This is a genomic window from Salinibacterium sp. NG22, from assembly GCF_015864925.1.
Classification (GTDB): Bacteria; Actinomycetota; Actinomycetes; order Actinomycetales; family Microbacteriaceae; genus Rhodoglobus.
Map to the genome: position 1 here is coordinate 1344943 of NZ_JADYWG010000001.1, position 23127 is coordinate 1368069.

The window sequence follows — 23127 nt, forward strand, 5'->3', positions numbered from 1 at the left end:
TGTGACAACCACCCCGATTGCACGCGCATCACAAGCACGGTCCTTGGGCCGCATGCTTGTGGTGCGCGTGCTCGGCACCATCGGCATCCTGCTGGTGCTGTCCATCATCGTGTTCTCGATGCTGCATCTCGCCCCCGGCGACATCGTTAAGAACCTGCTCGGCAACCGGGCATCATCGCCGGAAGCCATCGCCGCCATCCGTGCGCAATACAACCTCGATCAGCCGCTGTATATGCAGTACCTGATCTGGTTGGGCAACACCCTCACCGGTGACTTTGGGCAGTCCATCCGCCTGCAAGATTCGGTGTCGAATGTCATTGGCTCGCGCCTCGGCATCACCGCCGCCCTCAGCGGACTCGCTTTCCTGCTCGCCGTGATCGTCGCCGTTCCGCTCGGCGTGCAGAGCGCCGTTCGTTCGGGAAGTTGGATCGACCGCTTCGCAACCGGCTTCGGAATCGTCGGCCTCAGCGCCCCCACCTTCGCCGTCGGCCTCCTCCTCCTCTATGTGTTCGCGTTCTACCTACCGATCTTCCCGGTCTATGGATCGGGCGACGGTGGCCTCGACACTCTCTGGCACCTCGTACTGCCCGCCATCACGCTGGCTCTGGGGCTCGGCGCGATTATCCTCAAGCTCACGCGCACCGCCATGCTGCGCGAACTCGAAAGTGACTACGTAACCTTTGGTCGCGCGCGGGGCCTACCCGACCGCCAAGTGCACTTGATCGCCCTGCGCAACGCCGCCATCCCGATCGTGACCGGCGCCAGCCTCGTACTGACCTTCCTGGTCGGCGGCACCGTACTCGCCGAAACGACCTTCGCACTGCCCGGACTCGGCACCCTGTTGCAAGGCTCCGTGCTGTTCAAAGACATCGCCGTCGTGCAAGCGCTCACCCTGCTGGTGGCCGTGACGATTGCAACCATCGCGCTGCTGGCCGACCTGGCCTACATCTTTCTCGACCCCCGCATCCGCGCCAAGGAGAGTGCTCAGTGAGCAGCACCGAAGCTATCGTCTTAGCGAAACTTCCGCGGTCGCGCCGTCGGCACCCGGTTGCCGTGTGGTTGTCACTCGCCCTGCTCGGAGTCGTCGCCTTCTTGGTGCTCTTCGGCAACCTGATTGCCCCGGATGCCACAGCCCAGTCGATCCTCGATTCCTTGCTGCCCCCGGGCAGCCCTGGTCACCTTCTCGGCACCGACGAACTCGGTCGAGACGTGCTTGCTCTGACGATCGCGGGAGCGGCATCCGCCCTCGTTGGTCCGGTGTGTGTTGCACTCGGGTCGATGATTCTCGGCATTCTGCTCGGCACCGTGTCGGGTTACCTTCGCGGTCCGATCGACTTCATCATTGGCCGCTGGACCGACCTGCTGTTCTCGCTTCCGCTGCTGCTGGCGGCGATCGTGGTCGCGGGTGTCTTCGGCGCTGGCTACTGGATGACCGTGCTGCTGTTGATCTTGCTGTTCTCGCCCTCGGACATCCGCATTGTGCGCGCCGGCGTTATGGAGCAGGCCGCGCGCCCCTTCGTGGAGGCAGCCCAAATGCTGTCGCTCTCCAAGACCCGCATCATGTTCACGCAGGTGTTGCCGAACGTGTGGTCGCTCATCATCACCAACTCGATGCTCAACGTGGCCTTCGCGCTCGTGGCGTTCTCGTCGCTGTCGTTCTTGGGCGTCGGCGTTGCCCCCGGCACGGCCGATTGGGGCCGCCAGCTCACCGATGGTCGCGCCATCATGATCGACAACCCGGCAGCCGTTCTCGTGCCGGCACTGCTCATCATCGGCGTCGCTTCGGCGGCAAACCTTGTGGGCGACTGGCTCGGCCAAAACTTGACCAGAACGGGACGCTCATGACCGAGACCAGCATGACAAACGTGCCCGTGTCGGGCTCCGGATCGGGCATCGGCTCGACCGCTCAGGTGGCCGTTACCGGGCTCACGATCGACGGGCCGGCTGGCGTTGTTGTCGCCCCCTTCGACTTCTCCATCGCGCCAGGCGAAACCCTTGCGCTCATCGGCGAATCGGGCTCGGGCAAGACGCTCTCCGCCAAAGCAATCGCCGGGCTCCTGCCCGCTGGCTTCAGCGCCCGCGGCACCATCGCGCTGTCGAGTGCCACCATCGAACTGCCGTCCACGGATGCCGTGTGGCGAGCCACTCGAGGTCGCCGCATCTCGCTGCTGCTGCAAGATCCGTTCACGAGCCTGAGCCCCGTGCACCGCTGCGGCACCCAAATCGGGATGACGATCGATGCCGCGAGCGCGACGCGCCTCAGCCGCGAGGAACGCACCGCTCGCATCACGCGAAGCCTGGCCGAAGTGAACCTGCCCGCGGATGTCGCCCGCGCCTACCCGCACGAACTCTCCGGTGGAATGCGGCAGCGGGTTGCTATCGCGGCGGCCCTCGCCACTGACCCCGAACTGCTCATTGCCGACGAGCCGACTACGGCACTCGATGCGAGCAACCAGGGCGAGATTCTCGACCTCCTTCGGGGCCTGCAAGAGAAGCGCGGCATGGCTGCCCTACTCATTTCGCACGACCTCGGAATGGTGCGTGGGCGAGCCGAACACGTACTCGTGATGCGCCACGGCGAGATTGTTGAGCGCGGTGTCACGAGCTCCGTGCTCAATGCACCAAGCCACCCCTACACTCGGGCGCTGATCGAAGCCGACCCCTCGCTCACCGATCGCTCCGCCGGGGTGGTGCGTACGGCATCCGGGGCGGATGCTGGCGGCGATGCCACTACGAGCGCTGGTGACTTGGTCACCGCCACCGACATCGCCAAGAGCTTCGGCGATAAGACCGTGCTGCACGGAGTGAGCGTCACGGTGGGCCGCGGCGAGACCGTGGGCATCGTCGGCGAGAGCGGCTCGGGCAAGACCACAATCGCCCGCTGCGTCGCGGGGCTCGAGCACGAGACCAGCGGGGTGATCGAGTTTGACGGTGTCGCCCTCGCCGCCGGCCGCGCTTCACGCACGCCCAAGCAAATGCAGATCGTATTCCAGGATCCGTACTCCTCGCTCAACCCGATGATCAGCGTTGGTCGGTCGCTGAAGTTGGCGTTGCGGGTGGCGGGGCGTCCGGCATCCGACCTCAATGGCCTGCTGCAGTTGGTCGAACTGCCCACCGACTTCGCGAGCAAGCGACCGGCAGAACTGTCGGGTGGTCAACGCCAGCGCGTCGCAATTGCTCGCGCTTTGGCTGTTCAACCGCAGCTACTCATTTGCGACGAATCAGTCTCGGCGCTCGATGTGTCGGTGCAGAAGCAGATTCTCGATCTGCTCGCCAAACTGCGCGTGGAACTCGGTCTCTCGATCCTGTTCATCTCGCACGACCTCGCCGTGGTGCGCCAGCTTGCCGACCGCGTGTACGTGCTGCGACACGGCGAAGTCGTCGAATCTGGTCAGTGCCACGACGTCCTCAACGCCCCGACTCATCCCTACACTCAGGCGCTCGTCGCAGCGTCGATTCACGAAGCACCCACTCACTGAGCTCGGCGCCACAAGCGCCCGACCTCGCCCCGAAAGGACCCCGTGGACACCTCCACTCCTGCTGACTCTGCCGCGACAAACACAACCGACGCTGACGTTGCTGTCGTCGGCGCGACCATCGGCACTGCTCTCGTTCAGCTCGCGCCCGCCGAGCTTCCCACGCATCTCATCGAGGCTCTCGGCACCGACCGTGCCGCTCAGTGGCAACGCGATCGCGAGCCCTATAACCCGCGGGTGTGGATGCTCGACTCCCCCACCGGCAGTGCGGCGGCCCTCACCTCGGGTCGCCCCAATACGCGCTACATGAAGCTCGTTGACCTCTGGGCCGACAGCGATGCTGCCGCCCAGAGTCTTCTCGGCGAACTGATTGCGGCTTCCGCGGAGCGTGGCGACGCCGCTCTCAAGTGGCAGCTCCCGCTCGACGCTGAGCTCCCCACCTTCGCCGCCGCCCCCGGCTTCACCGAGCTGCGCACCCCGATCTCCTCGGCTGATGGCACGCAGGGCGTTCGCGGCTTCGTGCTGTGGCACGACGCCTGGCCGCACGAGCAACTGCGCTATTACGGCCAGACCACGCTCTTCACCTGTGGCGCTGTAGCCGCAATGACAGCCCTCAGTCACCTCGGCCTCGAACCCTTCGCCGACACCGAAGACGAGGATGCCCGCGAGCGCGAACTCGCTTTCTGGCGTTCGGCCACGAACTTCCCCGCGTGCGAACCTCTCGGTCTCGCGGTGGCGGTTCACGACGTGATCGCGCAGTCCGCATCCGGCATCAGCCTCGAACTGCACCTCGACACGACCGAACCGACGCTCCTCGAAACCTACGAGGGCGAAGAGCGCACGTTCCGCGAGCAGCTGCAAGAACAGTCGCGGGCCGAAGCGGCGAGCCGCGGCATCCAGCAGCACACCGCCCCGCTGTCGATTGAGCAGATCACCGAGCGCGTTGCCAGCGGCGAGCTCGCGATTCTGTTGATCGAAGAAGAACCCATGCACGATGCCTCGACCCCGCACTGGGTCGTAGCGCACTCGGTGAAGGGCGACACGGTTCTGCTGAACGATCCGTGGATAACCGCCGAGCAGGGCGAGACCTGGGTTGACTCCCACGATCTGCCCGTCTCGATCGCGGTGCTCGACCAGATGGTCGCGTTCGGCGACCCCACTTATCGCGGAGTAATTTTTGTGGCACGCTAGCACTCACTGAGGTGACGATGGGTGAGGAGCCGCCGTGAGCAACCCGGAGAAGAACCCAGCCGAAGTGCTGTGCGAAACGCAGCCAGCGGCAGGCGTGCAACTACTTGAGCCTCGCGAAGTCCCGCTCGGTGGCCCACGCGCGATGAACGTGCGGCGCACTCTTCCGCAGCGGTCACGATCCCTCATCGGCGGGTGGTGCTTCGTCGACCACTACGGACCTGACACGACGCGGATGCTCGTGCCCCCGCATCCGCACACTGGCTTGCAGACGGTCAGTTGGCTCTTCGCTGGCGACATCGAGCACCGCGATAGCGTCGGCAGTCTCGCTGCGGTTCGCCCCGGCGAGCTGAACCTGATGACGGCTGGCAGCGGCATTTCTCACTCCGAAATCTCGCCCGCATCCCCCACGCTGCTGCACGGTGCACAACTGTGGGTCGCGTTGCCGGACGCCCACCGGCACACCGCTCCGAGCTTCGAGAGCGTCGTGCCCACCCCTTTCGATCTTCAGGGCGCAACCGTCAGCGTCTTCATCGGAGAGCTTGCGGGCGTCGCCTCTCCCGCGACCGTCTTCTCGCCACTTCTCGGGGCCCAACTCGACATCCCCGCCGGCACGACCGTGACGCTGCCCGTCAATTCCACCTTCGAACACGGCGTGCTCGTGGATGCCGGTGCTGTGACCGTCGCAAATGTTGCGACCCCGCCCGATCACCTTGCCTATCTCGCTCCCGGTGCGACCGAGCTCGTGATTACCGCGTCGACGGATGCGCGGCTCCTGCTGCTCGGAGGTGAGCCACTCGGCGAATCCATCGTCATGTGGTGGAACTTCATCGGGCGCAGCCACGACGAGATTGTAGAGTTCCGCGCGCAGTGGCAGGCCGATGTGATCAACGGCGGAAACCCCGACGGTCGTTTCGGCACCGTCGCAGGGTGCGACGAAGCGCCATTGCCCGCGCCAGAGCTTCCCACAGTGCGACTCAAGCCGCGCGAATAGCTGTGCTCCGGTGACCGCGTTAGAGCGCGCCGCTCGAGTCTTCGCCGCCCACAGCCGTCACCCGCAACACAAGTGCCTCATCTGGATGCAGAATCGGCAGAGTGAGTCCAACCGACCCGAGCGCTGAGCCCGACAGCGTGAGCTCGCCGTCGTGCCACCACGCTGGCGCAGTGCCCGGGTAGGTTGCCGCTTCCGCACCCACATCGACGGGGGTGACGCGGTACAGACGGTGCGGGTCAAGCCCGGGCAAACGCCGGGCGGTGGTTACAGAATCGGTGGGGGTGGTGAGGCTCGTCACCCAGTACAGGGCGTCAGCCACAACGCCGTTGATGTCCTCCGCCACAACGCCGGTGATGATGGGGTCGGCGCTGAGTTCGCTGCGCACCACCCGCCCCGAATGAATGAGACCGCGAAGCGAGCGGTAGGCGCTCGCCCAGGTGCGCAACGCATCCTGCTCCTCAGCGGTTGTCGTCGTGAGATCCCATTCGATGCCCGAGTGCCCCATGAGCGCGGTCGCGAGACGGAAGCCGAGAGAGAGCGAACGCCCCGACGTGTGCGCGGGCGAAGACCCCACGTGCGAGCCCAAGTATTCGAACGGCACGAGCAGGTTGGTCCAGCGCATGATCGAGAAACGGTCATGCGCATCGTTGGTGTCGGATGGCCACACTCGCTGCACGCGCTCGAGCACTCCGGCATCCACCCGCGCACCGCCAGAGGCGCACGACTCAATCTCGACGTGCGGGTAGCGCTCGCGCAGCTCATCCATGAGGAGGTACGTTGCCGCGACATGACGATGCACCGAACCACCGAGCAGGTCGCGGTTCATGTCCCACTTGAGGTAGCTGATCGCGTACTCGTCGAGCAGCGCCGCAATCGCATCGCGCACATGCTCACGCGCGGCAGGGTTATCAAGATCGAGCACGTGCTGGTTGCGCCACGACTTCGGCAGCGGTCGGTCGTCGTCGCGCAGAATCCATTCCGGATGCTCGCGCGCAAGTTCTGAGTCGAGAGACACCATCTCGGGCTCTACCCACAAGCCAAACTGCATCCCGCTGGCTGTCACTCGATCAACGAGTGGAGCGAGACCCTCGGGCCATGACGTGGCATCCACCGTCCAGTCGCCGAGCGCACGCTTGTCGTCGGTGCGGCCGGTCATCCAGCCATCGTCGAGAACGAAACGCTCAACGCCGACGTCGGCTGCGGCATCCGCAAGTGCTGCGAGCTGGTCAAAGTTGTGGTCGAAGTAGACGGCCTCCCACGTGTTGAGGGTGAGCGGGCGCGGTGTCGACGGATGCGCGGGCAGGCTCCGGAACCAGTCGTGGAAACGGTCGCTCAGCCCGTCGAGACCAGCATTCGACCACGCGGCGTAGGCCCACGGAGTTTCGTGCGTGTCACCGGTCGCGAGACGCACTTCGCCGGGAGAGAGCAGTTCGGCGATGCCCACCGTCGTGTAGCCGAGCGCGAGGCGATCAATCCAGACGCGGGTATCGCCGCTGGTGCCGGCATGCACCGCCCACACCTCACCGTGGCGGAAACCAAAGCCGGGTGTTCCCGACACCGTGAGGAAGGAATCGTTGTGACCGCGGCGACCATGGCGCGACTCGCGCAGCCAGGTTCCGTAGTCGATGGCGGAGCGCTGGGGTTGGCGTTCGGCCGCCCAGATTCCGCTGAAGTCGAGTCGCTCGCGCGCAACAGGCGGGAGCGGAAGAACAGTGGCCAACGACGATAGCTCGAAAGCCTCGGTGGCTGTATTGGTCACGCGTGAACGGCTGCGCAGCACTCCGGCGGCAGACAGTTCAAAGTCAATGGTGAGACTGAGGGCATCGTCGTCGACCAGTGTGACCGAGACACGGTCAGGGGTCGGATGCTCGATGCTCGCGGTCTGCAGAGACGGCCGGCGCACACGCCCACCGCTTGCTCCGGCGGCCCGATCGTGGCGGCCCTCAAGACCGGGCAACCCGGTCCAGCCCTCGGCGAGCAAGGGAACGATGCTCAGCCGGAAAGGTTCGTCGATGGAACTGGGCCCGATGGCACGCTCGCGCGAATCTGCGAGCGCCGCGAGCTGGTCGCGGTCAAGTTCTCCGAGGTCTGCGCCCCAGTGCGTGATCGACGGCACGCCCGTGCCGCGAGCATCCAGCACGAAGCTGGTGCCCGCGGCACGGAGGTGAACGAGATCGTTCGTGTTATTCGTTGACAGCAATCGCGGCAGCCTTCATGGCGTCGATTGTCTTCTGCTGACCGTTGGTCAGGGCCTCCGAGAGGGTGCCCGAACCGGAGATTGCGGCGGAGAATCCGTCAGCAACATCCGTGTAGGTCTGCGTCATGGTCGGGCCCCACGTGAAGTTGGGGTTAACCTCGGCGCCGGCAGCAGCGAACACGTCGTAGATGTTCTGTCCGCCGTAGAAGTCCAGGCCTTCGGAGAATGCGGGCAGGTCGCCACCAGTCTTCGTTGCCGGGTAGATGTTTGCCGTCTTGTTCATGCTCGACAGTGCCTCAGGGTCAGTGTTCAACCAGAGTGCGAACTGTGCAGCCTCGTAGGGGTGTTCGCTTCCCTTGAGAACTGCGGTGCTCGATCCGCCCCAGTTGCCGGCAGCGGATTCGCCTTCGTTCCACTGCGGCATCTGAGCTACAGCCCAGTTGCCTGCGGTGTCAGGAGCGCCACTCGTGATGGTGTTTGCTCCCCAGACTGCGGAAACCCAGCTCCAGACGTCACCCGAGTTGTAGCCGTTGTTCCACTCGTCGGTCCACGGCGGGAGAACAGCAACGAGGTCCTGGTCAATCAGGTTCTGCCAGTACTCAGCGACCATGATCGATTCGGGCGAGTCGAGGGTTACGTCCCACGCTTCACCGTCGTTCTCGAACCACTGGCCATCTGCCTGCCAAACGAGACCGGCGAAGGCGTTGATGTCGCTCTGTGAGAAGTTGGTGATGTAGCCACCCTCTGCGCGAACGGCCTTGGCTGCTTCTTCGAATTCTGCCCAGGTGGTCGGAATGTCAATTCCGGCTTCCTCGAACAGGTCGGCACGGTAGAAGAGACCCTCGGGGCCGGTGTCCTGCGGCACTGCGTACACAGCGTTTTCTTCACCGAATGTGACCTGGCTCCAGGTCCAGTCAATGAACTGGTCCTGAGCATCCAGAACTCCGGCACAGTCGGCGATGTTGACGACGCCGTCTTGTACGCGGAAGTTGGGCAGTGCGTCGTATTCGATCTGACCGAGGTCAGGCGCGTTGCCTGCTTCGATCTGGTTGAAGAAGTTGTTGTACGTTCCGCCGTTACCGTTCGGTCCAGTCTGAACTTCAACCTGGATGTCGGGGTTGGCTTCGTTCCAGATAGCGACGGCGTCTTCCATGCCGGGCAACCAAGTGGTGAAGTTGAGCGTTACGGGTCCATCTGACGGGGCGCACGCGGCGGCGTCAGTGCCACCGTCTGTGCTGGCTCCGGTTGAGCATGCTGTGAGTGCGAGCGCGGAGACGAGCACCAATGCTCCTCCAGCGCGAGCTATGCGATTAGCCATGCGATTACCTTCCTTGCGATTGTGATTGTGGTGTGGTGCGGGGTTTCCCTCGGGGTAAGCCGAGTGGTCGAGAGGGCGACTACTTGATTGCGCCCGTTCCCAGCCCGCTGCGCCAGAAGCGCTGCAGGCTGAGGAAAGCAATGATGAGCGGGATGATCGACAGCAGGGCACCGATGATCACGTACGCCCGAATTTCGGGAATCTGGCTGACTTGGCTGTTCCAGATATAGAGGCCAAGCGTGACGGGGAATAGCTTCTCGTCGCGCAGCATGATGAGCGGCAGGAAGAAGTTGTTCCAGATCGTGACGAATTGGAAGAGGAAAATCGTGACCATTGCCGGCGTCATCAGTCGAGTGGCAACCGTAAAGAAGGTACGCACCTCGCCCGAGCCGTCGATACGGGCAGCTTCAACAAGCTCGTCTGGCACGCTCGAGGTCGCATAAATCCGGGCAAGGTACACACCAAACGGGCTCACGATGCTCGGCAAGAACACCGACCAGAACGTGTTGGTGGCGCCCACCTGGCTGAAGACCAAGAACAGCGGAAGCGCGAGAGCCGTTGCCGGAACCAGCACGCCACCGAGCACCACGTTGAAGAGGGTTTCGCGGCCGCGGAAGCTGTACTTCGCCAGCGCGTAGCCCATCATCGTCGCGAAGAGTGTTGCGATGGCAGCACCCGCACCGGCGTAGAGCACGCTGTTGAGCATCCAGCGGAAGAAAACGCCGTCGCGGTAGGCCGCCAAGTTGCCGATGTTCTCGATGAGGTTGAAGTCAGCGAACCAGAGCGGTGCGCTTGTCGTGAAATCGGCGCGGTCTTTCGTCGCGGCCACGAAGAGCCACCAGATCGGCACCAAGAAGTAGAAGGTGCAGATAGCCATGACGAGCATGGCGCCGGCCCGAGAGAACAGGCTTTCGCGAGGACCGTTGTGCTTCTTCACGGGAGTTGTCGTGGCACTCATCAGTCAGCCTTTCGCTGGGTGAACTTGAGCACGGTGAACGAGAGCGCGAAGGTGAAGAGCGCGAGCACGACCGAGAAAGCGGCGGCGAGGTTCACGTTCGGCACCGAGGCTGTCGAGTAAATGAGCAAGTTGGGCGTGAACGTGCTGGTCACGGCCGAGGTGAAGCTCTTGAAGACCTGAGGTTCAGCGAGCAGCTGCAGCGTTCCGATGATCGAGAAAATGGCGGTGAGCGTAATCGCGGGGGTGATCAACGGAATCTTGATCGACCAGGCGATGCGAGCCTGCGACGCACCATCGAGGCGAGCGGCTTCGTAGATCTCGCTGGGGATCGCGAGCAGCGCCGAGTAGATGATGATCATGTTGTAGCCCACGAACACCCACGTCACAACGTTCGCGATGGCCCACAGCACGAGGTCGGCACCGAGGAAGTTGATCTCGCTCGTGATCGCGGTGAACGGCGACAGCTTGGGCGAGTAGAGGAAGCCCCACATGACCGCCGCGATAACACCGGGAACGGCATACGGCGCGAAGAACGCGAGGCGGAAGAAGCGCTTGCCTCTGACGAGCGGGGAGTCCAGCAGCAGCGCAAGCAACAACGCGAGGCCGAGCATGATCGGCACCTGCACGACACCGAAGGTGAGCACCCGAAGAATGGATGACCAGAAAGCGTCGTCCTGGAACACTCGCGCGTACTGCACGAAGCCACCAAACACCTCGGTGGGCTTACCGAACGTTCCTTCTCGTTCAACCGTCAGCAGCGACTGATAGATCGCGACCAGGATCGGCAAGATGTAGAACAGGGCAAACAGCACCGAGAACGGGGCGATAAAGAACAGCACCGCTCCACGGTTCTTCGTGGCTTTGGTAGCGCGGCGAACCTTCTTCGTCACCGCCTTCTTTGGTGTGGCGGGCGTAGCAATGTCTGTAGTCATCGCGTTGCTCCTTCTTCGACAGTCAGGCGGATGACGCGAACGCCACCTGCGGGAACAGCCACCGAACCTGTGACCGTAGTTTCCGTCAACAATTCTGCGCCGTCGGCGGGGAAAGAAATTTCATGCGCGCTGTGGTTAATCACAAAGCGGAAGCGGTCGGTGTCGTTTGAACGCGTCACGACTTCAACACCGGCGGGCAGATCGAGCGCCTCGACGCCAGCCTCGTTGAGTGCGCGGCCCATCAGGTCGGCAAAACTCGGAGCGTCGAGCGCGGTTGCCACGTACCACGCAGTTCCCGAACCGAAGCGATTGCGAGTGACGGCCGGCCCACCAGGAATGGGGCCGGACGCGAACTCGGCAACGACATCCGCTGTGGTGGGGCGGACGTGCTCAGCCCAGATGCTCGCCTGACCGCCATCGTTCAGCAGCAGACGTGTTTCGGGCTTCACGGGCATGAACTGTTCGGTCCAGACGCCAAGCATGTCGCTGAACGCACCGGGAGGGGTCTCGCCGGTGACATCCAGGCGGATGCCGTCGGTTTCGTCCACGATGCCGGAGAAGAACGTGACAACCGCGTTGCCACCGCCCGCAACGTAGTCGCTGATGACGGCCGCACTCGCGTCGTCGACGAGGTAGAGGCTAGGAACGATGACGAGTGTGTAGGCGTCGAGCGCAGCACCGGGTGCGACGATGTCGACCGTGACGCCATTCGCGCTTGCAGCGTTGTAGGCCGCATGAACCTGCTCGAGGTAGCGCACGGCAGACGATGGCTGCGAGTCGCCCTCGGCCGCCCACCAGGATTCCCAGCTGAAGACGAGTGCAACGGACGCCTCGACCCGAGTGCCCGCGAGAGTCTCGAGGGAGTGGAGTTTCTCACCCAGGTCGAGGGTCTCGCGCCACACAGCAGTGTCAGTACCAGCGTGAGGGAGCAGGGCCGAATGAAATTTCTCGGCGCCTTGTCGCGACGCTCGCCACTGGAAGAAGCAGACGGTGTCTGCTCCCCGAGCAACGTGCGTCAACGTGTTGCGAAGCATTTCACCCGGCTGCTTCGCCAAGTTGTATGGCTGCCAGCTCACCGCGCTGCTGGCCTGCTCCATGAGCATCCACGGCTCGCCCTGGGCAAGCCCACGAGTCAGGTCAGCGGCGAACGAGAGTTCATTATTCGGATGCGGCAGCCGGTGATCGAGGTAGTGATCGTTGGCGATGACATCCATTTCGCTCGCCCACTGCCAGTAGTTCTGGCTGCGGATGTGCGCGGTCACCATGAAGTTCGTGGTCACCGGGATGCTGCTCTTAGAGCGCAACAGCGACGCTTCGGCCTTGTAGTAGCCGAGAAGTTCGTCGGAGCTGAAGCGGTTGAAGTCGAGTCGTTGCGCAGGGTTTGCCGACGAGAGCGTGATCCGGGGCGGGAGAACTTCATTCCAGTCGCTGTAGCGCTGGCTCCAGAAGGTCGTGCCCCAGGCTGCGTTGAGGCCATCGATGGTCTCGTAGCGCGACTGCAACCACACGCGGAACGCGGCAGCGGACGTGTCGCAGTAGCAGTGCGCGTTGTGGCATCCGAGTTCGTTGGAGACGTGCCACATCGCGAGCGCTGGGTGGCTGCTGTAGCGCTCGGCTACTTTCTCGACAAGGCCGAGAGCTGCCGAGCGGAACTCGGGAGAGCTCGGGCACCAGCCTTGGCGGCCACCCTGCCAACGGCGGGTGCCGTCGGCCGCGGTGGGCAAGATTTCGGGGTGCGCTGTCGTGAGCCACGCGGGCGGCGATGAAGTGCCGGTGCCGAGGTTTACGCGGATGCCGGCAGAGTGCAGCAGATCCATGATCGCGTCGAGGCGAGTGAAGTTGCACTCCCCCGCTCGCGGCTCAATCTCAGCCCAGCCGAAGATGTTGATCGCGACGAGAGTGACCCCGGCCTCACGCATGAGGGCCACATCCTGCTGCCACACTTCTTCGGACCACTGCTCGGGGTTGTAGTCACAACCGAGCACGAGGGAATCGGGTGACCAGCTCGCGACGCGATCTGCGCGGGGTGTGGTCACGCGTGCCTCCTTTGGCGATGGGCGCAGCTGCTGAGTCAGCAGTTCTGCTCACAATTGTTCGGATTCTGTGAACGTGCACAGAACCTGACCCACAAAAATTGGCGACAATCTCTGGGAGCGTTCACAGACTAAGCGAGCCTTATTCGCTCTGTCAAGCATTCGGCGTGTCTGTGAGCGTGAACAGTCCCGCGAAACGGGGCCAGTGCCTCACCCGTGAGAGCGCTAGCATGGGGTTATGGCAACACCTGGGGCACGACCACGCCGCGCGACAATTTTCGACGTAGCGGCCGAGGCCAACGTCTCCCGTGGCACCGTCTCCCGCATGCTCAACGGCGAACCGTACGTTTCTGACTCGGCTCGGGAGGCCATCGAGAAGGCCATCGCCAAAGTCGGCTACGTGCGCAATATGGCGGCTCGCAACCTCGCAACCCAGCGTTCCAAGGCAATCGCGCTCATCGTGCACGAGCCCCACTCGGTCTTTCTCGAAGACCCCAACATCGGCGCGATTCTTCTCGGCACCAACGAACGCCTCTCCGAAGCGGACTACCAACTCGTCTGCCTGATCATCGGTTCCGACCGCGACAGTGCTCGCATTGCCGACTACCTCCGCGGTGGATTCGTCGACGGCGCCGTCATCGTCTCGGCCCGCGAACACGACCCCATTGCCGACGCCATCGCCCACATTGGACTCCCCGCCGTCTTCGTCGGTCACCCCATGAGTGCGCCCGACATGCCCTACGTCGGCATCGACAACCGCGGCGCAGCCCGCGATATCACTCGCGAGCTCCTCTCCACCGGGCGCAAGAAAGTCGGCATGATTGCCGCCGCCCTCGACCGCGACTCCGGTAGCGAACGACTAGCCGGTTTTCGGGATGCCCTGGGCGACCAGTTCGACGAGAACCTGGTTGTCGACTTTCCGCTTTACTCGCGCAACAGCGGCGTTGAGGGAATGAAAGCCCTCCTCGACCGCGCCGGAGACATCGACGGAGTCTTTGCAGCATCCGATGCTCTCGCTGCCGGCGCCATGGATGTGCTGCGCGAACGCGGGCGCTCAGTGCCCGGAGACATCGGCATCGTTGGTTTCGATGACAGCGACTGGGCGATGCGGTGCCAACCCCAACTCACGACAGTGCGTCAGCCAGCCGATCTCTTGGGCCGAGAAGCGGCATCCATGGTGTTAGAACTCGTCAACGGCATCACACCGGAAACTCCCGGTCGCATTCTGCCCACCGAAATCAAACTGCGTGGCTCGGCCTAAAACCCAACCTCTGGTGCTCAGCAGGAAACTACTGCAGCGACCAACTGGTGCCTAGGCGGTCGGTAGTGATTAGGCGGTCGGTAGTGATTAGGCGGTCGGCGGTAACTACGCGGTAGGTGTTGACTCGGCCTGAGCGGCAACCTTGGCGCGCTCTTCAGCTTCGATCTTGGCGTAGCTGTCACGTTCGGTGCGGTCAGAACGAATAATGGCCGACATGACGATCCAGAAAATGGCGCCAATAGCAATCGTCGGGATGACGGAGAAGATGGCGTTCGACCAGAATTCTTGAGGCACGTTTCTAGCCTAACCGTTGACGAAGGTGACTATGGCGATGAGAACGACAAGTCCCACGAGAGTCACAGTCATGATGAGCCGTGAAGATTTGCGATCCACTACTGAGCCTTTACTAATACGCCAACGAGGCCGGTAAGCACCATGAAGAGTCCAGCGCCCGCCACGAGTACCCAGAGCGCAATGCGCATGGGGGTGATTGTCGACTTCTTCGGCGTCTCAGCCGCATCCGGCGTCTCAGCCGCATCCGGAGTCTCGTGGGGAACTGGGTCAGTCATTGTCGTGCTTACTTGACCAGCGGGAACAGGATGGTTTCGCGGATGCCGAGGCCCGTGATGGCCATCAGCAAACGGTCGACACCGACACCGATTCCACCGGTAGGGGGCATACCGTGCTCGAGAGCGCGGATGAAGTCTTCGTCGAGGCGCATGGCTTCAACGTCGCCCTGGCTCGCGAGGAGAGCCTGCTCTACGAAGCGTTCGCGCTGAATGACGGGGTCAACGAGCTCGGAGTAGCCGGTCGCCAATTCGAAGCCGCGAACGTAGAGGTCCCACTTTTCAACAACACCTTCGATGCTGCGGTGGTCGCGCACGAGCGGGCTCGTGTCGACGGGGAAGTCCATGACGAAGGTCGGGTGGTCGAGGCCCGGCTTGACGTAGTGCTCCCACAGCTCTTCCACGTACTTGCCGTGGGTGGGCTGAGTGACCTCGATGCCAACGGCATCCGCCAACACCTTCAGTTCGTCGGCGGGAGTCTGCGGCGTGACGCTCAGGCCAGCTGCTTCGTTGAGGGAGTCGTACATTGAGATACGCGCCCACTCGCCGCCGAGGTCATACTCGGTGCCGTCGGAGAGAGTGACGAGCGTGGAGCCCGTCACGGCGAGCGCGGAGTTCTGCACGAGCTCCTGCGTGAGGTCTGCCATCTGGTTGTAATCGCCATAAGCCTGGTACGCCTCGACCATCGCGAACTCGGGCGAGTGCGTGGAGTCAGCGCCCTCGTTACGGAAGTTGCGGTTGATCTCGAAGGCACGCTCGATGCCACCGACGACGGCACGCTTCAAGAACAGCTCGGGCGCAATGCGCAAGTACAGCTCGGTGTCGAACGCGTTGGAGTGCGTGACGAAGGGGCGAGCGGATGCTCCCCCGTGCATCGTCTGCAGCATCGGCGTTTCGACTTCGAGGTAATCGTGCGCGGCGAACGTGGCGCGCAGGCTCGCGTTGACCTTGGCGCGAGCGCGCACCGTGAAGCGGGCCTGGTCGCGAACGATGAGGTCGAGGTAGCGACTACGAACGCGCTGTTCGTCGCTCAACTCGGAGTGCAGGTTGGGCAAGGGAAGCACAGCCTTGGCCGCAATCTTCCATTCCTTGACCATGACCGAAAGCTCGCCGCGGCGGCTCGAAATGACTTCTCCACTCACGAAGAGGTGGTCACCGAGGTCAACGAGTTCTTTCCACAGCGCGAGCGACTCGTCGCCCACTTCGCCGAGAGAAACCATGACCTGGATACGCTGGCCGTCACCGGACTGCAGCGAGGCAAAGCACAGCTTGCCCGTGTTGCGGAGGTGCACGATGCGACCCGCGAGACCGACGACATCGCCGGTGGTGTCATCCGCTTCAAGCGACGGGTACTTCTCGCGCACGGCCGGAATGCTCGTGGTGATAGCGACGCCGACCGGGTAGGCCTCAGCGCCCGAATCGATGAGTCGCTGACGCTTCTCTAACCGAACGGCTTTTTGCTCAGAAACTTCAGCTTCGGTGGGCTCGGGGGCGTTAGCGGCGTCATTCACGCCCTCAATCGTAGCCGGGATAAGGCAACACTGCCGCGCCCAAGAATGCGCCCGAGAACTAGCCGACGTAGAGGGTCGCGTTGTCGATCAAACGGGTCTCCCCCACGCGGGCAGCGACGAGGGCAGCAGCGGGCCCACGGTACCCATCGGGCACCGGCATGAAGGTGTCGGTGTCAACGACAGTGAAGTAGTCGAGCTCCACACCCGATGCCCCCATGAGTGCACCCTGCGCGGCGGCGATCACGGCGTCAAGGCCGCTGTCGGCGGCCGAGGTTGCCGCGTTCAATGCTGTCGACAGGATGGATGCTGCTTCGCGCTGGTGAGCATCCAAGAACTGGTTGCGGCTGGAGAGGGCGAGGCCGTCTTCTTCGCGCACGGTTTCGATGATCTCGAGCTGCACCGGGATGTTGAGGTCGGTGATCATGCGGCGAACGAGAAAGAGTTGCTGGCCATCTTTCTGGCCAAAGGTGACGAACTGCGGGCTTGTGATGGCGAGCAGTTTGGCGACAACGGTGAGCACACCGTCGAAGTGGCCGGGGCGCGTTTTGCCCTCGAACATGGTGCCGATCTGGCCGGCCGAGATCGTGGTGGAGGTTGGCCCCTTCGGGTACATTTCCTCCACGCTGGGGGCGAAGACGTAGGGAACCCCCAGCTCGCCAAGCATGTCGAGATCGTCATCCATCGTGCGCGGATACTTGTCGAGATCTTCGGTGGCACCGAACTGGGTGGGATTCACAAAGATCGAAACGATGCGCACATCGGCGAGCTCGGCGGCGCGCTCAACATGAGCGAGGTGACCCTGGTGAAGCGCACCCAGCGTGGGCGTCAAAGCAATAGTGCGGCCAGCGGCTCGCTCGTGCGCAACCACATCGCGCATACCCGCGACGGTCTCAATAACTTGCGGGCGGGGGTGTGAACTCACGAGGGGTCCTCCTGTGAATGGGGCCTCGGCTCGGGGTCGAGCAAGGAAACATCGATGCTAGTCGCAGTTGCACGCGCAAGCGCACTCTCGACCGAGGACCGCAGAAGCGGCCCTAAAACACGCGCGGGGGCATCCACCCCGACGCTGCCGAGCAAATCTAAAGATTGACGGACAATCGCGGCCGAAAAACTAGTCGCGGTGCTCACCGCTTCGGCCCACGCAGCACGCTCGTCTTCGGAGATCACGATCGGCTCGGCGCCCATCTCCACGACGAGAGCTTGCGCAATCGGCAATACCGGAGTGGGGGCACTGACGGCGCAATAGGTTTCGTGCAGGCGCGTGAGGTCAAGGCTTGTTCCCGTGAACACCATGGCCGGATGTACGGCGAGTGGAATCGCTCCAACAGCAAGTGCCGGCGCCAACGCCTGATAGCCGAGCCCCGGCGCAGTGTGCAGCACGAGTTGCCCCGGTTGCCACACTCCAGCATCGGCGAGACCCTTCGCGAAGGACTCAATCTCGCTCTCGGGAATCGCCAGAATCACAAGCTCGCTGCGTTCAACCAGAGTCGGGATGTCGAGCACGGGAACGTCGGGAAGGATCGCGCTTGCACGCTCAAGGTTGCGCTCTGACGTCGCCGCGATTCCGACGATTGCATGGCCCGCGCCGGCGAGGGCTGCGCCAAGAATCGGGCCGACCTTTCCCGCGCCAATGATGCCGATTCCGAGTCGGCCAGCTGCCTGCGCCATTACGCGTTGTCCTCACGTGGTGTTGGTGCCGGGGACTCGGCGTCCACGCCAGCACTGCGCCAGCGGTGACTCGTGTCGACGCCTGCGGCATGCACAGCCGCGTGCTCAACCTCATCGAAGAAGCGCACAACATCGTTGCGGTCGAGCGCACCGATGGTGGCCGAAATCGGCCCCGCAACAGTGTGAATTCGCAGCTCAGCAAGACCCATGCGACGCAGCAGCGGACCCTCGTTCATGCTGACGCTCTGCATGCGGGCTTGAGGCACAAGCACGAGGGAACGCCAGATGGCTCCCTTGCGCAGCGCTACGGCATCCGAAATCAGCACGAAACCATTGCGGCGCCAGGAGAACCAGCGCAGCCAGGCCGCCCGCTTGGGCGAGGTGACGTAGTCGTCATCGTGGGCTCCAGCGGCAAGACCGCACTCGAGCAGTTCCCGCGACTTGGCGTCAGCGAGGCTCGGCAGAATGAGTTGCAGCACGCGGTGCACATCGGCCATATCTCCGACCGGGAGCAGCGTTGTCTTCGCGGTCGCACCGCTTGAGCTTGTTGCTTGCGAGGCGGTGTTGATCTTGATTTCCCACCAGCCGGCAGCGCGCCATAACAGCGGCTGCGATACCTCAACCGCGTGAATGCGGCCGGGCGGGAGCGTCTCATTGGTCGTCGACAACAGGCCATAACCGACCCGGATGCCGTCATCCGTTGCCGCGATGGAGTACCGAAGCGAGCGCGTCAGTCTGGATGCCAAATAACCGCCGAGACCGAGAAAGCCCGGGAGGAGCGCAAAGATCCAGCCGTAGTCGCCAGTAACGATGATCGTCGTGATGATGCCGATGCCCACCAGAATCGCGATGATGGTCGCTTCGCTGAGCACGAGAGAACCGATGAGCCGCGGGATGCTGATGCGCACGATCGACTCTGGCGGCGCGGCATGGGGGTCGAACTCTGGGGCCAAGAATTCGTTGACGCGCGACTCCACCACACCCGTGACACCGGTCGGGGCTTGTGCGGCTGCATCGGCCGCTGCTTCAGCCGCGCGAGTGCCCGAGGCGAGCTGCAAGATCGCGACTCGTAAATCGTCGGCGCCAGCGGAGCCGAGATAGGCCAGCTCAACGTTGGCGTCTTGACCTGCCACATTCACTTCGAGCTTGGCGGCCCCAAACAGGCGTGCCAAGAATGGCCGCGAAATATTGATGCCCTGGATGCGATCAAGTCGTCCACGACGGTTGGTGCGGAACAGGATGCCGCTGCGCACCTCAACAAGCTCGTCCGTAATGCGGAAGGTGTGCATCCGCCACGACAGATAAAAACCACCGACGCTCAGAATCAGGATGACGAGCACGGCGAGAATCGCCAAAATGATCAGGCTTGACTCGGCAAAACGCTCCAAGAAACGCAGTTCTCGGCTGCCGCCGCCAAAAATGGTGTCGAGAAAGACGTCGCGGGCGTTGACGATGATGACACCGATGATTGCCACGAACGCGATGCCGCCGCGCAAGAACGGCGTTGCCGGGTGCAGTCGATGCCACTCACCGTCGGCAAGGCGACGAGCGCTCTCGGGCACCGTGAGCGCCACGGCGGGAGCAGCAGGCTCGGCAGCGTTCAGGTTCGCAGGCTCAGTTGCGTTCACGGACTCCAGCGGTTCCACTGGCTCGCGAGGCTCCAGCGGTTCTCGAGGCTCCAGCGGCTCGGCGGGCTCGCGCGGGTCGCTCACAGTCCGGCCCTGCGGCTCTCGGCCAGGGCGACGAGCGTGTCTCTCAACTCCTCAGCATCCTGCTCAGGAAGGCCAGGAATCACCACACCGGTGGATGCCGCGGCCGTCACAAACTTGAGTTCGCTGAGGCCAACGGCGCGATCGAGGGGTCCGCGGTTGATGTCGACGAGCTGCATGCGGCCATAGGGCACAGCAACCACGCGGCGGAACATCAGTCCGCGACGAAAGACCAAGTCATCCTCGCGCAGCATGTAGCCGATCGCGCGCACTCGCCGCGGGGTGAGCGCGATGTTGATGACGAAGATGATGCCGAGCGAAATCGGAATTACGGCAAGCCACTGGATGCCGGTGATGAAGGTCGGGATCGACGTTCCCACCGTGAGGATAATGCCCGTAATGAGCAGCCCGACCGCTTCTACGATGGTGTACTTGCGGGAGACGCCGCGCCACTCGGCGTCGGGGAGATCAAGTCGCTCGGTCACGCTGCTCCTTGGGGGTCCATCGGGTTCTGCGACGACGGGTCGTCATCATCAGGCGGGATGGTGCACAAATATTCAGCGACCAATCCTGCGATCAGCAACACTATCGCGCCAGCCGAAACGACGAAGCTCGTGCCGATGGCGCCGGTTTCGGGAGAAACGGTGCGGCTCAGCAGGTAGACCGCGATGCCAAGGGCGGTTCCGCCAAGGAGAGCCCCGGCGAAGCTCGATGCTTTCGCGAGCACGACAACGCGCAGCGCGAAGAAGGGATTCACGCGTTCTTTGCGCAGCCCGCGTGATGAGCGGTAGATGGGCACTGCCAGCACGACCACGATCACGGCGATCAAGAAGAGCGAGACCGCCAAGGCGACCGAGGGGGTCACAATCGGGTTTCCGGATGCCGTCAACAACACTTCGAGCAACCAGCCGACGGCTGCTCCCGCCGCGGCAATGGTGACCAAGTGCACGGCTGACGTGCGGGCTACCACAGGGGTTCCGCCTCAAACTCAGCGGCGTCGTTCTCGATGCCGGCAAGGGCCTCCGCCGCGCTTCCGATTCCGGCGAGCTGCGCGTGGGGGTCGAGCTGCAGCAGCGGCACGAGCACGAACGATCGTTCGGCGGCCCGCGGATGCGGAATCGTCAGAAGTTCGTCATCCACTTGCAGGTGCGCGAAAGAAATGATGTCGATGTCGAGCGTGCGATCGCCCCAGCGTTCGTCGCGCACGCGACCATGCTCAGCCTCGACGCGCTGCAGCTCAGCGAGGAGGGCGTGGGGCTCCAGCGAACTGCTCGCTAACACGACCGCGTTGAGATACGCGGGAGCAGAGTGGTCGATGCCGGAGAGTTTCAGGGCCGGAGTCTGCACAATGCTGGAGGCGGCATCCACGGTCACACCGTCGATGCGGTTGATGGCGTGCACGGCATCGCGCAGGGTGGTTTCGCGGTCGCCAAGATTGCTGCCGATGGCAAGCATCACCGGCAACTCGACGTGCAGTCGTTGCTGTCGCATCACGGCAGCGGCTGCGGTTCTGCGCTGAAGCCGGCGGTCTGGGCGCGGGCTGCACGCTGACGAGTGATGGTGACCGAGACATCGGTGAACGGCACAGTGATGGGTGCTTCTGGTTTGTGGAGCGTGATCTTGGTGCTCACGGCAGCCTCGTGTGCGAGCACTACAGCGGCGATGCGTTCGGCAACCGTCTCGATGAGATCGACCGGGTTGCTCTCGACGGCGGCGACGATCTCTTCGGCCAAGACGCCGTAGTGAATGGTGCGGTCAAGGTCGTCGGTGCGGGCAGCGGCTGCAAAGTCGAGATACACGGTCGCGTCGATTACGAAGACTTGACCATCGCGACGCTCGTGGTCGAAGACGCCATGAAAGGCGGTGGCGCGCAAGCCGGTGAGGGTGATTTCGTCCAGTGCGGGATTCATCGTTTCTTGCCCTTCTGCATAGCTCGATACACGGAAAGTGCAATGTGCGTTGACGGAACATCGTGCACCCGAACGGCCCACATGCCCGCCTCGGCGGCGACATTGCTGATCACTGCGGTAGCCAGGTCGCGTTCGGCTGGCGGCGCATCGGCCGGAAGCATTTTTGCGAGAAAGCGTTTGCGTGACGCCCCGATCAGCACCGGATGCCCCAGCGACGCAATCTCGTCGATACGCGCGAGCAGCGCCCAGTTGTGGCGGGCGTCTTTGGCAAAGCCCAGGCCGGGATCGAGCACCACCCGATTCGACTTCACTCCCCACACCATCATTTCTGCCAGACGCGCCTTCAGCTCGCTGCGCACGTCGTCAACCACGTCGTCATAGTGCGCGAGTTGCCCCATCGTGGTGCTGTGCCCACGCCAGTGCATCGCAATATAAAGCAGATCTGTTTCGGCAACGGTGCGGTACATCTCGGGGTCAGCAAGCCCACCAGAGACATCATTGATGATGGATGCTCCCGCATTCGCCGCGGCCAGTGCTGTCTCGGCATTCATGGTGTCGATGCTCACGGTCACGCCTTCAGCCGTGAGCGCCTTGATCACCGGGATTACCCGCTGCTGCTCCGCCGCGGCTGAGACCCGTTCGGCACCGGGGCGAGTCGATTCGCCACCGACATCGACGACATCCGCGCCTTGGTTGCGCAATTCGATGCCTCGCGCAATGGCGGCGTCCACATGTTCGAACTGGCCGCCGTCGCTAAAAGAATCAGGCGTGACATTGAGGATGCCCATGATTTGGGGAACCGCCACGCGGGGGTTTCTACGCATCGCCACCTCGGCCGATGAGCGCCATCACTTCAGCGCGTTCCACTGGATCGCTGAGAACTCCACGAGACGCCAAAGTCACAGTGGAGCTGGCGGTCTGGCGGGGTCCGCGAGCCGAAACACAGCCGTGAACAGCATCAATAACAACGAGCACTCCACGCGGCGACAGCCCCGTGTTGATCGCCTCGGTGATCTCCTCGGTCAGTCGCTCCTGCAGTTGCGCGCGCGCGGCAATCGTCTCCACGACCCGCGCAATATTGCCCAGGCCGATGATGCGCTCATCCGGGACATAGGCGACATGCGCGACGCCCAAGAACGGCAACAGGTGATGCTCACACATGGACCGAAACTCGATGTCACGCACGAGCACCAGCTCGCCCGTCTGATCCGCCTTAGCGGTGAACTCGATGCTGTCGGAGAGGTGCACGAGAGGGTCGATCGTGTTGCCTGCGAAGAACTCGGAGTACGCCTCGGCGACCCGACGCGGGGTGGCGGTGAGGCCTGCCCGCTTCGGGTCTTCGCCGACGGCATCCAGAATCTCGGCTACCGCAGCTTCAATGCGTGCGAGGTCGATCGACATGGTGT

23 protein-coding genes are annotated in these 23127 nt (G+C 63.3%); 6 read left to right on the forward strand and 17 right to left on the reverse strand.

Translation table 11 applies throughout. The annotated features are described in order from the left end of the window. Position 1 precedes the first annotated feature (1 nt). The 5 genes from I6E81_RS06605 to I6E81_RS06625 are packed head-to-tail and all read left to right on the forward strand — an operon-like array spanning position 2 to position 5658. Entirely contained in the window at positions 2-991 is a 990-nt protein-coding gene (locus I6E81_RS06605; RefSeq protein ID WP_197106554.1) for an ABC transporter permease, read from the forward strand. After that, positions 988-1845, forward strand: coding sequence for an ABC transporter permease (locus tag I6E81_RS06610; protein WP_197106555.1), 858 nt, complete (start codon positions 988-990; stop codon positions 1843-1845). The genes I6E81_RS06605 and I6E81_RS06610 overlap by 4 nt, the downstream gene beginning before the upstream one ends. Further along, positions 1842-3479 carry an ABC transporter ATP-binding protein gene (locus tag I6E81_RS06615; RefSeq protein ID WP_231603875.1) on the forward strand — a complete coding sequence of 546 codons (1638 nt, stop codon included), beginning with the start codon at positions 1842-1844 and terminating at the stop codon, positions 3477-3479. Before I6E81_RS06610 ends, I6E81_RS06615 begins: the two co-directional genes overlap by 4 nt. A gap of 42 nt (positions 3480-3521) precedes the next feature. Then, a complete protein-coding gene (locus I6E81_RS14335) occupies positions 3522-4667 on the forward strand; it encodes a peptidase C39 family protein (protein WP_307784114.1) in 1146 nt (381 codons plus the stop codon). A gap of 34 nt (positions 4668-4701) precedes the next feature. Continuing rightward, a complete protein-coding gene (locus tag I6E81_RS06625; RefSeq protein ID WP_197106556.1) occupies positions 4702-5658 on the forward strand; it encodes a pirin family protein in 957 nt (318 codons plus the stop codon). 19 nt (positions 5659-5677) lie between these two features. On the opposite strand, the gene I6E81_RS06630 is transcribed toward I6E81_RS06625, so the two are convergent. The 5 genes from I6E81_RS06630 to I6E81_RS06650 form a co-directional block, all read right to left on the reverse strand. Further along, positions 5678-7858: an alpha-galactosidase gene (locus tag I6E81_RS06630; protein WP_197106557.1), complete on the reverse strand. Its 2181-nt coding sequence runs from the start codon at positions 7856-7858 to the stop codon at positions 5678-5680. Then, positions 7842-9173 (reverse strand): ABC transporter substrate-binding protein, encoded by a 1332-nt coding sequence (locus tag I6E81_RS06635; RefSeq protein WP_197106558.1) that lies wholly within the window; start codon positions 9171-9173, stop codon positions 7842-7844. The genes I6E81_RS06630 and I6E81_RS06635 overlap by 17 nt, the downstream gene beginning before the upstream one ends. 79 nt (positions 9174-9252) lie before the next feature. Beyond that, positions 9253-10131 carry a carbohydrate ABC transporter permease gene (locus I6E81_RS06640; protein ID WP_197106559.1) on the reverse strand — a complete coding sequence of 293 codons (879 nt, stop codon included), beginning with the start codon at positions 10129-10131 and terminating at the stop codon, positions 9253-9255. Beyond that, positions 10131-11063, reverse strand: a complete 933-nt coding sequence (locus I6E81_RS06645) for a carbohydrate ABC transporter permease (RefSeq protein ID WP_197106560.1) — start codon at positions 11061-11063, stop codon at positions 10131-10133. Before I6E81_RS06645 ends, I6E81_RS06640 begins: the two co-directional genes overlap by 1 nt. Continuing rightward, positions 11060-13099 (reverse strand): beta-galactosidase, encoded by a 2040-nt coding sequence (locus tag I6E81_RS06650; RefSeq protein WP_197106561.1) that lies wholly within the window; start codon positions 13097-13099, stop codon positions 11060-11062. Before I6E81_RS06650 ends, I6E81_RS06645 begins: the two co-directional genes overlap by 4 nt. A gap of 235 nt (positions 13100-13334) precedes the next feature. Here I6E81_RS06650 and I6E81_RS06655 point away from each other — a divergent pair, with 235 nt between their 5' ends. Continuing rightward, a complete protein-coding gene (locus I6E81_RS06655) occupies positions 13335-14357 on the forward strand; it encodes a LacI family DNA-binding transcriptional regulator (protein ID WP_197106562.1) in 1023 nt (340 codons plus the stop codon). Positions 14358-14462: 105 nt separating this feature from the next. Here I6E81_RS06655 and I6E81_RS06660 read toward each other — a convergent pair whose 3' ends face one another. The 12 genes from I6E81_RS06660 to folE form a co-directional block, all read right to left on the reverse strand. Then, positions 14463-14651, reverse strand: a complete 189-nt coding sequence (locus I6E81_RS06660; protein WP_197106563.1) for a hypothetical protein — start codon at positions 14649-14651, stop codon at positions 14463-14465. A 98-nt stretch (positions 14652-14749) separates the two neighbouring features. After that, positions 14750-14926, reverse strand: coding sequence for a hypothetical protein (locus tag I6E81_RS06665; protein WP_197106564.1), 177 nt, complete (start codon positions 14924-14926; stop codon positions 14750-14752). Positions 14927-14934: 8 nt separating this feature from the next. Next, positions 14935-16434 carry a lysine--tRNA ligase gene (lysS, locus tag I6E81_RS06670; protein ID WP_197106565.1) on the reverse strand — a complete coding sequence of 500 codons (1500 nt, stop codon included), beginning with the start codon at positions 16432-16434 and terminating at the stop codon, positions 14935-14937. 58 nt (positions 16435-16492) lie between these two features. Then, complete coding sequence (panC, locus tag I6E81_RS06675; RefSeq protein WP_197106566.1) at positions 16493-17356, reverse strand: pantoate--beta-alanine ligase; 864 nt, start codon at positions 17354-17356, stop codon at positions 16493-16495. Then, on the reverse strand, positions 17353-18102 hold the full coding sequence (locus I6E81_RS06680; protein WP_129072311.1) for a Rossmann-like and DUF2520 domain-containing protein: 750 nt from the start codon (positions 18100-18102) through the stop codon (positions 17353-17355). Before I6E81_RS06680 ends, panC begins: the two co-directional genes overlap by 4 nt. Then, positions 18102-19814, reverse strand: a complete 1713-nt coding sequence (locus tag I6E81_RS06685; RefSeq protein ID WP_307784115.1) for a PH domain-containing protein — start codon at positions 19812-19814, stop codon at positions 18102-18104. The genes I6E81_RS06680 and I6E81_RS06685 overlap by 1 nt, the downstream gene beginning before the upstream one ends. Beyond that, on the reverse strand, positions 19811-20296 hold the full coding sequence (locus tag I6E81_RS06690) for a PH domain-containing protein (protein WP_129072312.1): 486 nt from the start codon (positions 20294-20296) through the stop codon (positions 19811-19813). Before I6E81_RS06690 ends, I6E81_RS06685 begins: the two co-directional genes overlap by 4 nt. Next, positions 20293-20781 carry a DUF3180 domain-containing protein gene (locus I6E81_RS06695; RefSeq protein ID WP_129072313.1) on the reverse strand — a complete coding sequence of 163 codons (489 nt, stop codon included), beginning with the start codon at positions 20779-20781 and terminating at the stop codon, positions 20293-20295. Before I6E81_RS06695 ends, I6E81_RS06690 begins: the two co-directional genes overlap by 4 nt. Further along, on the reverse strand, positions 20775-21302 hold the full coding sequence (gene folK, locus I6E81_RS06700; protein WP_231603876.1) for a 2-amino-4-hydroxy-6-hydroxymethyldihydropteridine diphosphokinase: 528 nt from the start codon (positions 21300-21302) through the stop codon (positions 20775-20777). Before folK ends, I6E81_RS06695 begins: the two co-directional genes overlap by 7 nt. Then, on the reverse strand, positions 21302-21721 hold the full coding sequence (gene folB, locus I6E81_RS06705; RefSeq protein WP_197106568.1) for a dihydroneopterin aldolase: 420 nt from the start codon (positions 21719-21721) through the stop codon (positions 21302-21304). Before folB ends, folK begins: the two co-directional genes overlap by 1 nt. Then, a complete protein-coding gene (gene folP / locus I6E81_RS06710) occupies positions 21718-22527 on the reverse strand; it encodes a dihydropteroate synthase (protein ID WP_307784116.1) in 810 nt (269 codons plus the stop codon). The genes folB and folP overlap by 4 nt, the downstream gene beginning before the upstream one ends. Positions 22528-22537: 10 nt before the next feature. Next, positions 22538-23122, reverse strand: coding sequence for a GTP cyclohydrolase I FolE (gene folE / locus I6E81_RS06715; RefSeq protein ID WP_197106569.1), 585 nt, complete (start codon positions 23120-23122; stop codon positions 22538-22540). Positions 23123-23127: the final 5 nt, after the last annotated feature.